The sequence below is a fragment of the Actinoplanes sp. DH11 genome (genome assembly GCF_020873875.1).
Lineage (GTDB): Bacteria > Actinomycetota > Actinomycetes > Mycobacteriales > Micromonosporaceae > Actinoplanes.
The window spans coordinates 263,317-275,668 of record NZ_JAHWGU010000003.1 but is presented as its reverse complement, the minus strand read 5'-3'; the positions used below and the strand labels follow the sequence as shown (position 1 = coordinate 275,668).

Annotated in this window: 11 protein-coding genes and 1 pseudogene; 5 read left to right on the top strand and 7 right to left on the bottom strand. The window is 71.0% G+C overall.

What is annotated here, in order from left to right:
* Positions 1-49 precede the first annotated feature (49 nt).
* The 3 genes from LPA41_RS06335 to LPA41_RS06325 form a co-directional block, all read right to left on the bottom strand.
* Positions 50-385, bottom strand: a complete 336-nt coding sequence (locus tag LPA41_RS06335; protein WP_306469479.1) for a PDGLE domain-containing protein — start codon at positions 383-385, stop codon at positions 50-52.
* Positions 382-1,083 carry an energy-coupling factor ABC transporter permease gene (locus LPA41_RS06330; protein ID WP_229068989.1) on the bottom strand — a complete coding sequence of 234 codons (702 nt, stop codon included), beginning with the start codon at positions 1,081-1,083 and terminating at the stop codon, positions 382-384. The genes LPA41_RS06335 and LPA41_RS06330 overlap by 4 nt, the downstream gene beginning before the upstream one ends.
* 102 nt (positions 1,084-1,185) lie before the next feature.
* Complete coding sequence (locus tag LPA41_RS06325) at positions 1,186-3,201, bottom strand: cytochrome c oxidase assembly protein (RefSeq protein WP_229068988.1); 2,016 nt, start codon at positions 3,199-3,201, stop codon at positions 1,186-1,188.
* A 196-nt stretch (positions 3,202-3,397) separates the two neighbouring features.
* Between LPA41_RS06325 and LPA41_RS06320 the strand changes: the two genes are divergently transcribed.
* From LPA41_RS06320 to LPA41_RS06305, 4 genes and pseudogenes are all read left to right on the top strand, one after another.
* Positions 3,398-5,020, top strand: a complete 1,623-nt coding sequence (locus LPA41_RS06320; RefSeq protein WP_229068987.1) for an RICIN domain-containing protein — start codon at positions 3,398-3,400, stop codon at positions 5,018-5,020.
* A gap of 38 nt (positions 5,021-5,058) precedes the next feature.
* Entirely contained in the window at positions 5,059-5,511 is a 453-nt protein-coding gene (locus LPA41_RS06315) for a MarR family winged helix-turn-helix transcriptional regulator (protein WP_229068986.1), read from the top strand.
* Positions 5,508-6,230 (top strand): maleylpyruvate isomerase family mycothiol-dependent enzyme, encoded by a 723-nt coding sequence (locus LPA41_RS06310; protein ID WP_229068985.1) that lies wholly within the window; start codon positions 5,508-5,510, stop codon positions 6,228-6,230. Before LPA41_RS06315 ends, LPA41_RS06310 begins: the two co-directional genes overlap by 4 nt.
* 28 nt (positions 6,231-6,258) lie before the next feature.
* Positions 6,259-6,755, top strand: a pseudogene (locus tag LPA41_RS06305) (prolipoprotein diacylglyceryl transferase family protein); the annotation flags it as partial.
* Positions 6,756-6,817: 62 nt separating this feature from the next.
* Here the strand turns inward: LPA41_RS06305 and LPA41_RS06300 are convergent.
* From LPA41_RS06300 to LPA41_RS06285, 4 genes are all read right to left on the bottom strand, one after another.
* Complete coding sequence (locus tag LPA41_RS06300; protein WP_229068984.1) at positions 6,818-7,588, bottom strand: SDR family NAD(P)-dependent oxidoreductase; 771 nt, start codon at positions 7,586-7,588, stop codon at positions 6,818-6,820.
* 161 nt (positions 7,589-7,749) lie between these two features.
* Complete coding sequence (locus tag LPA41_RS06295) at positions 7,750-9,585, bottom strand: multicopper oxidase family protein (RefSeq protein ID WP_229068983.1); 1,836 nt, start codon at positions 9,583-9,585, stop codon at positions 7,750-7,752.
* The gene (locus LPA41_RS06290; RefSeq protein ID WP_229068982.1) at positions 9,582-10,013 is read right to left on the bottom strand and encodes a DUF6220 domain-containing protein; all 432 of its coding nucleotides are present in this window, start codon (positions 10,011-10,013) and stop codon (positions 9,582-9,584) included. The genes LPA41_RS06295 and LPA41_RS06290 overlap by 4 nt, the downstream gene beginning before the upstream one ends.
* A complete protein-coding gene (locus tag LPA41_RS06285; RefSeq protein ID WP_229068981.1) occupies positions 10,006-11,034 on the bottom strand; it encodes a carboxymuconolactone decarboxylase family protein in 1,029 nt (342 codons plus the stop codon). Before LPA41_RS06285 ends, LPA41_RS06290 begins: the two co-directional genes overlap by 8 nt.
* 143 nt (positions 11,035-11,177) lie before the next feature.
* On the opposite strand from LPA41_RS06285, the gene LPA41_RS06280 reads away from it, so the two are divergent.
* Complete coding sequence (locus LPA41_RS06280) at positions 11,178-12,308, top strand: sensor histidine kinase (protein WP_229068980.1); 1,131 nt, start codon at positions 11,178-11,180, stop codon at positions 12,306-12,308.
* Positions 12,309-12,352: the final 44 nt, after the last annotated feature.

Genomic DNA, 12,352 nt, shown 5'->3' with positions numbered 1-12,352 from the left:
TTCCTGCGATGTTCCTGAATTTCTTTCGAGTGCGGGTCGCGGGGACCGCTCAGACCTTGTCCCGCCTGCGGAGCACCCAGAACAGCCCGCCGCCGACGGCGAAGGTGACCAGGACGCCGAGGACGCCGGAGAGCCCGGTGGAGACGTACTCGTTGTCGATGCCCTTGATCCCGTAGTCCGCGAGCGGGCTGTCGCCGAGCTGGTGCTCGCCCTCCTGCTGGGCCATGCAGGTGCCGCCGGTGATGTTGTCGTCGGCGTCGAAGGTGCAGCCTTCGCGGGCGGCGTGGTCGAGGCCGTCCGGGCTGCCGGAGGCGAAGCTGGACACCACGCCGGCCAGCAGCAGGGCGACGAGCAGCCCGCCGATCAGGAACAGTCGCTTCCTCATGCGGTCACCTTCGCCGTCGTCGTCGCGGGCAGCTTGCGGAAGTGGCGCAGCGCGTAGACCAGGTCGGGACGGACCCGGGCCACGGTGACCACGGTGGTCGCGGCGATCAGACCCTCACCGACGCCGATCAGCACGTGCACGCCGGCCATGGTGGCGGCGATCCCGGTCAGGGAGAGCTCGGTGGTGCCGCCGAGCGCGTACTGCAGGACGAAGCCCATCGCGGCGACCACCACGCCGATGATCGACGCGATGAAGGCGGTGGCACCGAGCCCGCCCGGGTTCTTGGGCAGGATCCGCAGCAGGGCGGCGACCAGGACGTACGCGGCCGCGGTCCCGATCAGGGCCATGTTGGTGATGTTCAGCCCGATCGCGGTGAGCCCGCCGTCGGCGAAGAGCAGGCACTGCACGATCAGTACGGTCGACACGCACAGCGCGCCCACCCACGGGCCGACCAGGATGACGGCGAGGGTGCCGCCGAGCAGGTGACCGGAGACACCCGGCAGAACCTGGAAGTTGAGCATCTGCACGGCGAAGATGAACGCCGCGACCAGTCCGGCCATCGGTGCCAGCCGGTCGTCCAGGTCGGTCTTGGCCTTGCGCACGCAGACCGCCAGGCCGGCGACCGCCACCACCACGAAGATCGCCGAGACGGGACCGTTGATGATCCCGTTGGCGATGTGCATCGCCTGTGTGTCCATGTAGCCCTCCTGTGGCCTGCCGGGCGACGGACCCGCTCAGCGCAGCATAAGGACACTCTCAGGTTGTTGCCAATATTGTGCAACAGCACCGTGACGTGAAACCTAATTCCGATCTTCGGGCTGGGAAGAGCCGGGCTGGGAGGAGGGTGCGGACGCGGCGGCGAGGAATGCGTTGTACCGGGCCAGGTCGTCCTCCGCCCCGTCGGCCTCGGCACGGTCGGCGGCCCGGTCGACGCGGGCCTGTTCGCGTTCGTCGGAACGGATCCACTGCCGTACCAGAAGAAGCATGATGACCACCGCGGGGATCTCGCCGAAGGCCCAGGCCAGGCTCGCACCGAGATGCTGGTCGGCGAGCAGCGGCTCGGCCCACGGCGGATGGACGGCGGTGTACCAGCCGGCCGCGATCACCGTCGTCGACTGGAGCAGCACGAACCCGAAGAAGGCGTGCGCGACCATCGCCAGGAAGTGCACGACGACGAGCATCGCCGGATGCACCCGGCGGCGACCCGGGTCGACGCCGATCAGCACCCAGAACAGCAGGTACCCGGCGAGCACGAAGTGCCCGAGCATGGCGAGGTGCCCGAGGTGGGACCGCATCAGGGTGCCGAGCAGGTCGCTGAGGTAGAGGCCGTACAGGCTCGCCACGTAGATGCCGAGCGCGACGAGCGGGTGACTCAGGACCCGCAGCGGGCGGCTGTGCAGGACGGTCAGCAGCCACTCCCGCGCGCCGCGGACCTGCGGGTCCCCGGGCCGGCGCAGGGCACGCAGCGCCAGGGTGACCGGTGCGCCGCCGACCAGCAGGATCGGCACCGCCATCGACAGCACCATGTGCTGGACCATGTGGACGCTGAACAGCACGTAGGCGTACCGCGCCACCCCCAGCCCGGTGACCGCCCCGAGCAGCAGCATCCCGGCGAGGAAGGAGGCGGTGCGGGCGACCGGCCACGGGTGCCCGGCGCGGCGCATCCGCAGCACCCCGGCCAGGTAGGCGAGGATGCCGGCCACCACGACGGTCAGGAAGAACATGTCGGGCAGCGGGTCGCCCAGCATCCGGGTCGCGGTCGGCGGCCCGGGTTGCGCGAAGCCGAGCAGTTCCACCAGCGGATCCGGTTCCACGAGTTCCTGCGGCACCGGGGTGGGGCTGCGCGAGAGGCCGACGGCCAGCCCGATCGCCGCGCCGAGCACCACCAGTTCACCGGCGGCCAGGCGGAGGAAACTCCCGCGCCGGCCGGACCGCAACGCAGGCAGCGTGCGGCGGCGATGCGCCGCACCGAGCACGCCGACGAGCAGCAGGGCGAGGACCTTCAGGAGTACGAGTACGCCGTACCGCGAGCCGGCCAGAGCCTGCCAGGATCCCACCCGCACCGCGGCGCTGACGGTCCCGCTGATCGCGGTCATCGTGAAACAGGCGAGGGCGAGCCGGCTGTACCGGGCCGCCGTCTCCGCGAACCGGCGGTGCCGCCGGACCAGCAGCAGACCGGCGAGGCCGCCCACCCACAGGGTCGCGGCGAGCACGTGCAGCGCCAGGCTGCTGACCGCGATCTGGTGGTTGCCGGCACCCGAGGCGTGCCCGGTGAAGACCGGCGGCAGCACGGCGACGGCGGCGAGCACGGCGGTGACCGCGGCCAGGCTCCGGGACACCCCGCACCGGCTGAGCACCGCCACCGCACACGCCAGCCCGGCCTGCAGCAGCAGCGCCTGCCCCTGCGAGATGGAGAGCGCGAAGCTCAGCACGGCCGGCCGGCTCAGCTGCCCGACCGGGACGGCGAGCACGTCGGAGACGGTGAACACGACAAGCGCGATCGTGGTGGCCGCCCAGCCCAGCGCCAGCCAGGTGGCGCGCCGCAGCAGCAGCCAGCCGTGCGCGGCCACGCTGGGCCCGTCGCCGGGCAGCAGGAACGCCGCGGTGACGGTCACGCCGGCGGTCAGGACGCCGAGCACCCGGGACAGGGTGGTGAGCACCGGCAGCGTCCACTCGGTGACCGCGCCCGCACTCGGGATGCCGGGCAGCACGGTGTCGTCCACCGCCTGACCGAACCGCAGCGCCGCCACCAGGACCAGTCCGGCCGCGCCGGTCGCCGCCACGGCGACGGCCGGTGTTCTCCACTCACTTCGCACGCCCAACAGTCGGTCGCCGGGCCCGGTTGGTTCCCGGCGTGATCCATGCCTCGGGCAACCTTTTGGCGCCGGGGAGCCACTGAACTGTCGAACGCACACTATTCATCCATGGTCGTCTATATTGTGCGCACGGTCCGGCCTCCCACCCCAGAGGCAAGACCCGAATTGTTAGCGCTCACGGAATCGAAGGATCCCCATGTCCACATCCCCGCCCCATCCCCGCCGCCGCTGGCGGGCCGCCCTCATCGGCCTGGTCGTCACCGTGCTCGGCGGCGCCGGCGCGGCCGTCGGTCTCCAGCAGGCCGGCGCGGCCACCATCAACACCGCCGCCTGGTACGTCTTCGTCAACCGGCACAGCGGCAAGGCCATGGACGTCTACAACCTGGCCACCGGCGCCGGCGCCGGGATCGCCCAGTTCACCCGCAACGACGGCAACTGGCAGCAGTGGCAGTTCGTCGACGCCGGCAGCGGGTGGTACAAGATCAAGAGCCGGCACAGCGGGCTCATCCTGGAGATGCCGAACGCCACCGACGGCACCCAGCTGGTGCAGAACACCGACAACGGCACCAACCGGCAGCAGTTCACCCTCAAGGACTCCGCGAACGGTGACGTCCGGTTCATCAACCGGCACACCGGCAAGGCCCTCGACCTGTGGGAGTGGTCCACCGCCGACGGCGGGATCATCTCCCAGTTCGCCGACGCCGACGGCGCCAACCAGCGCTGGCAACTGGTCCAGGTCGGCACCGGTGGCGGCAGCACCAGCGGCTGCGGGACCGGCACCTTCCAGTCCGAGGTGACCGCCAGCGGCAGCACCTGGACCGCCCGCAACGCCGCCGGCAGCGCCGTCTACACCGGCACCGACTTCCGGGCCGCCGTGCAGGCCGGCATCGGCAGCCTCACCGCCGGTCGCACCTCGATGCAGCGCGTCGTGGTCCGCGGCAACGGCTCGATGACCGCCGGCAGCCGGATCTCGCTGGCCAGCTGGACGTCGCTGTCGGTCTGCGGAACGATCAACGTGACGGGTTCGGGCAGCGGCGACTACGCGCCGATCTACGCGCGCGGCGTCAGCAACATCGAGGTGCCGTACCTCAACCTCACCGGCGCCCCGATCTACGGCATCTTCCTGCGCAACGTGTCGAACGTGTGGCTGGGCCAGCTCGACATGCGGCTCAGCGGCGGCCTCGGCGTGCGGATCGACAACCGCGGCAACACCGCCGAGTGGACCCGCAACGTCCGGATCGACAACGTGTACGTCTCCGGCGCCGGCTCGCACGCGGTGGAGACGTACGGGGTCGACGGCATCACCATCGGCACCGTGACGGCCCGCGGTGTCGGCGAGTCGGGCCTGCTGCTCAACCAGACGATCAACGCGACGGTCGGCACGGTCGACGCGGAGAACGCCGGGACCGGCACCGGGTACGCGGCCTTCCGGATGGCCAACCGCAACGGGCGGGTCGGTGACGCGTACCCGAACAACATCAAGGTGGGCACGGTGAAGGCGCGTGGCGGTGGCCGGGGTGTCTTCTGCGTCTCGGAGAGCGGCGGCTTCACCATCGACCGGGTCGACATCGCCAACACCGGCAACAACGCCGTCCTGGTGGAGAACTGCTACAACGGCGTGCTCGCCGGGGTGTCCGGCACGGTCAGCGGCGGCGGCGAGATCCGGCTGTCGTCGCGCACCGAGTTCCCGGCGTCGAGCGGCATCCGGTTCCAGAACCTGTCGGTGAGCAACACCAACGTGACCTGGAGCCCGTGCACCGGCAGCAACAACACGATCAGCAACGTGACGCGGACGAACTCGTCGCTGAGCTGGTGCTGATCTGGCCTTGACCGGCGCGACATGACAACATGGTTGTCATGTCGACGGATCGCGGCACCGCCCTGTACGACGTGCTCCGCGAGGTCCGGCCACTCGTGCTCAACTCGGCACGAGTGGTCGAGGCCGCGCTCCGGCCCACCGGCGTCACCATCGGCATGCGGGCCGTGCTGGAAGTCCTCACCGAGCACGGCCCGGCGACCGTGCCGGCCATCGGCGACCGGCTCGACCTGACCCGGCAGGGCGTGCAACGGCACGTCAACGACCTGCTCGCACTCGGCCACGTGCGGACCCGGGAGAACCCGGCCCACCGGCGCTCGGTGCTCGTCGAACCGACTCCGGCCGGCGCCGCGCTCCTCGGCCGCATCCGGGCCGACGAACTGCGGCACCTGGGCTCGATGGCCGCCGAGTGCGGGCCGGCCGAGATCGCGGCCGCGCTCACCGTGCTGCGCGCGCTGAACCGGGACGTCCGGCGGCGGGCGGTGACGCCGTGATCCATGAGATGACCACGGCGAACCGTTTGATGATCGCCGACTTCCTGGACGGACTCGACGACCGGCAGTGGGCCGCACCCACCCTGTGCCAGGGGTGGACGGTGCACCATCTGGCGGCGCACCTCGTCCAGCCGATGCTCGTCGGTTTCGGCCGCTTCTTCGTCACCTCCCTGCGGTACCGCGGCGACACCGCCCGGACCGTCGACCACATCACCCGCCGGCTGGCCCGCCGGTCGCGCACCGAACTGACCGGCCTGCTCCGGTCACACGCCGGCGACCGGGTCGACCCACCCCGCGTCGGGCCGATGGGCCCGTTCGCCGACACGTGCCTGCACCTGCGCGACATCGCCCGCCCCCTGGGCCTGGCCGCCGACGTACCCCCGGACCACTGGCGCCTCCTGCTCGACCACCTGGTCTCCCCCGCCGTGGCACCGGACCTGGTGCCACCCGGCCGGCTGGACGGGCTGACCCTGACCGCGACGGATCTGGGATGGAGCAGCGGCCCGGCGGCCAGCGGCCCGGCGGGCGGGCGCGTGCCCACCGGCTCAGGCCAGGCGCCCGTGGGCACCGGCCCGGGCGAAGCGCTCGCGGCCACCGGCCCGGGCCGGCCGCTGGCGGTCATCGGTCCGGGCGAGGCGCTCGCGATGGCCGTCACCGGGCGGCGGGCCGCCCTCGCCGACCTGCGCGGGCCCGGAGTCGCTCGTCTCTCAGCCTCCTGACAGCTCGCGGCCACTACGGTCCGCAACCGTGAATCTCGCAGCCGTCCCCAGCCCGACCACGGCGGTGTGGCATCTGGGACCGTTCCCGGTGCGCGCCTACGCCCTGTGCATCATCGCGGGCATCGCGGTCGCCGCCGTGATCATGGAACGGCGCCTGCGCGCGTGGGGCAGGTGATCGGGCGGCTCGGCAACTGGTTCAACAACGAGGTGTACGGCCGGGTGACCACGCTGCCCTGGGGTCTCGAAGTGCACGACCTGCGCACCGGGTCAACTCTGCCGGGGTTGTACCACCCGGCCTTCGCGTACGAGGCGCTCTGGAACCTCGCTGTGGCGGCCCTGGTGTGGCGGCTCGACGCGCGGTTCCGGTTCCGGCGGGGCCGGGCGTTCGCGCTGTACGTGATGGGCTACACGGCCGGCCGCTTCTGGATCGAGTTGCTGCGTGCCGACGCGGCGAACACCATCCTCGGCATCCGGGTGAACGTGTTCACCGCCGCCACGGTGTTCCTCCTCGCCGCACTCTACTTCGCCACGACGGCCGATCGCCCCGGCGTCGCTCCGGGCGGCGGCGCGGTGACCCTCGATGAGGCTCAGTCCCGGAAACCACCACCCCCGTTGACACTCCACACCTGACCGCTCACCCAGCTCGTGTCGTCGCTGAGCAGGTAGGCGATGGTCGACGCCAGATCGTCGGGCACACCGAGCCGCGGCACCGTCACACCGGCGCGCATCTGCGCCTTGAACTCCTCGCTCATCATGGCCAGCGCGGTCTCGCTGAGAACCGCGCCCGGGCTGACCGCGTTCGCCCGGATCCCGTCCTTGCCGTAGGCACTGGCGATGTGCCGGGTGAGTGCGTTGATGCCGGCTTTGGACGCGGCGTACGCCGGACGCGTCGACTCACCCACCCACGAGGCACCGGACGTGGTGTTGACGATCGCGCCGCCGCCCGCCGCGATCAGGTGCGGGACGGCGTGCTTGCTGATCAGGGCGTACCCGATGAGGTTCGCCCGCAGGGTCTGCTCCCACACCGACGGGTCCATCTCGGTGACCGCGACGTCGTTGCCGAGCGTGGCCGGTGACAGGTCCGCCGCCACGTTCGCCACCCCGTCGAGGCCTCCGAGTTGCTTGACCGCCGACTCGACCAGCCCCGCCACCGACGCGGCGTCGGCCAGGTCGAACCGGCCGGCCGTGGCCGAACCCCCGGCGGCGTTCACCTCGGCAGCGATCTCCTGGACCCCGCTCTCGTTGAGGTCACCCAGATGCAGACGCGCCCCTTCCCGCCCGAGCCGCAGCGCGGTCGCCGCCCCGATCCCGGTGGCCGCGCCGGCGACCAGAATGCGTTTACCGTCAAGTCCCCGCACGCCACCCCTCCTGTCCGGCGCATCCAGCAGCCGGCGCCCGGCCGGCCGCGAACGCTCCGTCATCTGCTTGCACAGCAACGTACGCGTGCACGCCTACATCGGAAAGCGTCGATCTCAACGGCTTTCCCCGCGCGTTCATTGCGGCCGCGCCGCATGTCCTGTCAGCCGTACAGGAGATGCAGGATCATCCCCTGATCAGCGTGCGCGAGGTTGTGGCAGTGATTCGCCCACATCCCCGGGTTGTCGGCCCGGAACGCCACCTTCCATACTTCGCCGGGCCGGACGTCGAACGAGTCCAGCAACAGCGGACTCCCCCTCGCTCGCTCGCCGTCACGGGAGAGCACCAGGACGTGATGCCCGTGCAGATGCCACGGATGCACCACCAGCGATCGGTTGACAATCGTGAAGACGACGCTCTCGCCGCTGCGCACCACCTGCGGCGCGATGTCCGGGTCGGCGGCTCCGTTGACGGTGTGCGCATACCGGGGAAGAAACCCGTGCATGTCGAGCCCTCGGTCCAGTACGAGCGTGAACTCGCGGTCCGCCCGAGGCAGCGGATTCGGCACCGAGCCACCGTACGTGAGCAGGTCGAGCACCGGCCACGCCTGCGGGGGTACGGCCACCGGCCCGGTCGACCAGACCACGCGGCCGTCGACGAACAGCCCGACGGGCGTGGCAGGCGCGGTGAACGTCAGGTCGTAGCGCCCGCCGGCCGGGATCAGCACGGCGGTGTTCAGCAGGGCAGACGGCCGGTTCAGGTCGACGCCATCGACAGCGGCGACGCGGAAGGCGGCGCCGGTGAGCGCGTACCGGTGCGTCGTACTGTCCGTGTTGATCAACCGCAACCGCACCGGAGTCCCCGCATCCGCCGTGTCCTCCACCGCTTCGGGCAGCGAACGTCCGTCGAGCGTGTGGACCGGCACGATCACCTCGATCCCCGTACCGCGCGCAGCCGGATCCCTCACCTGCGTCCCGGATGGTTGGACGACAAGGGCGCCGTAGAGGCCTTTCCGCACACCGATGTCCGAGACGGCATGCGTGTGGTACCAGTACGTGCCGGCCTGGTCGGCCTGGAACCGGTAGACGAACTCCTCCCCCGGCAGCACCGCCGCCTGAGTCACACCCGGCACGCCGTCCTGGCTGTTGGGCACGTCGTAGCCGTGCCAGTGCAACGTGACACCGCGATCGATGTCCCGGTTCCGTAGCGTCACCTCGAGCACATCGCCGACGGTGGCGGTCAGCGGCGGCCCGGGAACCTGTCCGTTAAACGCCCACGCCTCGATCTCCCGGCCATCGGCCCGCACCGTCGCCGTTCCGGCCGTCAGCGTGAAACGCCTGGTCGGTTCGGCCACGGCGGGTTCTGCGACACTTCCGTGCGCATGCGGTACCGCTGGAGCAGGTCGCTGCGCCACGACGAGCACCAGGCCGGCGGTGATCACGGCAACGGTCACCACGACGGGCGCCCGCGACACCGCCCGGCCCGGCGGCGGCCCGGCCAGCCGCCAGGTGACCATGGTGGCCCCGCCGACTCCGCCGAAAGCGAGCAGCACGGCAGCGGAAGAGACCGGATAACCGTGCAGGACCGTGACGAGCACGGCAGCCGTTTGCGCATACCCCGCGAAGAGGAGAGCAACCACCGGCGGTCGCCCGCCCTTCACCCAGCGCACCACTCGCGGACCTGCGACAAGCAACGCGGCAAGCGCCAGAGGCCCGGCGATCAGAACCTTCTCCGCTGCGAACCACCAGCCGGCCCGGATCAGCACGATCGTCGTGACGACCCGCGCAAGGATGGCGATCACCGCGACGACAGCCAGCCCGATGGCGAGCCTCCGCCGGGAGGCTGTCCCCGCTCTGCCGTGATCTGCGGTATCCGCAGGCTCGGAGACGCCTGCGGCGCTGAGGGCTGTCGTGGCAGCCGTTGCGCCGGCCGCCAGCCAACTCGCGGCCGCCAGGACCGCAATGACGATGTCCAGGGCGATGATCGATCCGGTGGTCATGTGGTCGTGCCTGTCAGCACAGACCCGGGCACGGGCAGTTTCTGGGCCTCGCGCAGGACACCGACCACGACGTGCACCGCGATGATGCCGTTGAACGCATGCAGCCCCCCGATGATCAGCGACAGGGTCGTGCTGGAGCCGGACGCGTCGGTGAAGGAGTTCGCCAGCATCGCGATGAGCGCCTGCAGGATGACCAGTCCCAATGGGATCACTGTCATGCCGACGACCCGGCCGGGCGCACGCGCCAGCACCGCGAACAGGACGGTGAGCACGCAGAGCGCAGGGATGATCGCCATCCCGGTGACGCTGTGCAGCAGGTAGGCGCCGTCGCCCGCCGGCCTGGTGAACGCGCCGACCGCGGCGAACACGAACTGGAACACGAAGACTGCCAGCAGCACGGTCGTGACCACGACGAGTGCTTTACGCATGGTTCGCCTCCTCAGCGGTGTGCGGGTCGGCCGCCCGGGCGACATGGTCGGTCGCGGTGAACGCGCCGAAGGCAACGATGCGGACCAGGTCAGCGTCCGCCGGGTGGGACAACCGCCAGAGACCCACGTCGCCCAGAGTGATGGCGTCCGGCGCGAACGCGGCGAGCAGGGCGATCCGGGCACCGGGACGGTCGGCGGTTGGCAGGTCGCGGATCAGATCTTCGGCCCACTCCCGCGGCTGGCTCGGATGCCGGCCGTCCTCCCAGCGGACGGTGGCCTCGACGGTTTGCCGAGCCTCCGGGCCGAGCAGGTCGATGGCTCCGGTGGCGGCGTTCCGCAGGGCTGTCCACGCCGCGGTGACGGGGTCGTTGTCGCCGTCGTTCACACCGATCAGCGGCAGACTTCGCCCTGGATCGACTGATTTGCGGGTGGCACGGGCGTAGAGGCGGCCCCCTGCGGCGCGAACCGCCGGCAGACGTTGCAGACCCCCCGGCAACAGGTCCGGCATGAGGAGGGCGGAAACAACTCGGTTGATGAAGTGGAAGGCAAGCAGGGTGCCGACGTGATGTGGACCGTATCGGCCTGTCCATCCGGAGGCACGAGGGCTCCGGCTTGCCTCGGCCCAGAGCGTCAGCTCGGCGTGATCGGGCCGCTGGGGTATGCCGCCGCGGGCCATGGCCTCGGCCGGCTCGTGCGCTCCCAGCGCATGCAGCAGGGTGGCGTGGGCGTCCAGGCAGAACCGGCAGTGGTTGGCGCGGGAGACCGCCGCCGCCACGATCTCGCGCTCGACCCGGCTCGTCCCAGGCGTCACATCCGCCCGCGAATGCGCCGGGTGCGGCACGTCGGCGATCAGCGCCTCCCGGGTCAGCGCCCAGGTGGCGGCCAGTAGCTCCGGTGCCGGGGACAACGCCTGGAAGGTAGGTGCCGGGCCGAGGAAGTCCTCGCGCAACTGCTGGTAGACCTGCGCGGTCCGCCCGGTTGCGGCTCGGGGTGGAGCCGGTGTGAAGAAGCGGTAGGTCATGCCGTCGATGCTTGACCTGGGCCGCCGGAAAGGCGTCCTGCGGCGGAAGGCTCTTCCGGCTCGTCCGGTACTCCCGTGGTGGTACGGCTCGGCTACGCCAGCTGAGGGATGCCCCGCAGGAGCCACCGTCCTACAGTTCGCTCATGCGTCCGGACCTGCCCTACGCCCTCGGCGGCGTCACCCTCGGCGCCGTTCTGCTCGGCAACGCTGCCCTTGCGCCGGATGCCGGTCCGATCGGCGCGATCGACGTCGTCCTGGTCCTGCTGACGACCGTCGCGCTGGCGGCCGGCAGGCGCCTTCCCGTGGTGGCGCTGGGCGTGGTGACCGTGACCATGCTGGCCCTGCACGTCCGGGTGCACGCCGGGGTCACCGCGGCGTTCCCGGTCCTCGCCGTCGTCTACCTGGCCGCATGGCGGGGGCATCGGCTTCCCGCGCTGGTGTCCAGTTTGGTCTTTCTCGGTGGCTTCCTCACCTACGACATCACCGCCGCACCGGACGGCCTGCCCGCACAGCGACTCGTCGAGCGCACCAGCCTGCTGCTCGGCTGGTTCGTGGCGGCCAACGTGGCCGGGTTCGTCGCGCGCCAGCACCGGGCGTTCCTCGAGCAGGCACGGCAACGAGCGGCCGAGGCGGAGCGCACCCGTGACGAGGTGGCGTTGCGCCGGGCCGGCGAGGAACGGCTTCGCATCGCCCGTGACCTGCACGACTCCCTCACGCACAACATCTCTGTGATCAAGGTCCAGGCCGGGATCGCGGTGCATCTCGACCGTAAGCACGGCGCGGAACCATCGGCGGCGCTGCTGGCCATCCAGGAGGCCAGCAGCGCGGCGATGCGCGAGTTGCGGGCCACCCTGGCGGTGCTGCGCTCCACCGACGATCCGGATCGCGTCGGCCTGGCAAGAGTGGATGAGCTGGCCGAGCGGACCCGGGCCACCGGCGTCCCCGTCCAGGTCACCGTCGTCGGTGAACTTGCCGGCCTGCCGGTCGAGGTCGATCAGGCGGGCTACCGCGTCGTTCAGGAGGCTTTGACCAATGTGACCCGCCATGCAGGTTCCGCCAGCGCGCAGGTCCACGTCGAGTCAACACCGCTTGGCCTGACGGTCGCGGTGATCGATACCGGGCATGCCGGCGCGGCTGAGTCGGTCACGCCGGGAGTGGGCCTGCGCGGCATGCGTGAACGGGTGGACGGACTCGGTGGCACACTGCACACTGCGCGTCTGGACGACGGCGGCTTCACCGTGCGGGCCACCTTCCCCCTGGCCGGCGCAACGTGAGCACGTCCCGCCAGCAATCCGCTTTCTCGTGGCGGCGCACCGCC

Bases quoted from the DNA above. Each gene is read 5' to 3' on its own strand.
- LPA41_RS06285 (WP_229068981.1), bottom strand. From the start codon at position 11,034: ATGACCTACCGCTTCTTCACACCGGCTCCACCCCGAGCCGCAACCGGG.
- LPA41_RS06330 (WP_229068989.1), bottom strand. From the start codon at position 1,083: ATGGACACACAGGCGATGCACATCGCCAACGGGATCATCAACGGTCCC.
- LPA41_RS06290 (WP_229068982.1), bottom strand. From the start codon at position 10,013: ATGCGTAAAGCACTCGTCGTGGTCACGACCGTGCTGCTGGCAGTCTTC.
- LPA41_RS06280 (WP_229068980.1), top strand. From the start codon at position 11,178: ATGCGTCCGGACCTGCCCTACGCCCTCGGCGGCGTCACCCTCGGCGCC.
- LPA41_RS06315 (WP_229068986.1), top strand. From the start codon at position 5,059: ATGTCGACGGATCGCGGCACCGCCCTGTACGACGTGCTCCGCGAGGTC.
- LPA41_RS06335 (WP_306469479.1), bottom strand. From the start codon at position 385: ATGAGGAAGCGACTGTTCCTGATCGGCGGGCTGCTCGTCGCCCTGCTG.
- LPA41_RS06295 (WP_229068983.1), bottom strand. From the start codon at position 9,585: ATGACCACCGGATCGATCATCGCCCTGGACATCGTCATTGCGGTCCTG.
- LPA41_RS06320 (WP_229068987.1), top strand. From the start codon at position 3,398: ATGTCCACATCCCCGCCCCATCCCCGCCGCCGCTGGCGGGCCGCCCTC.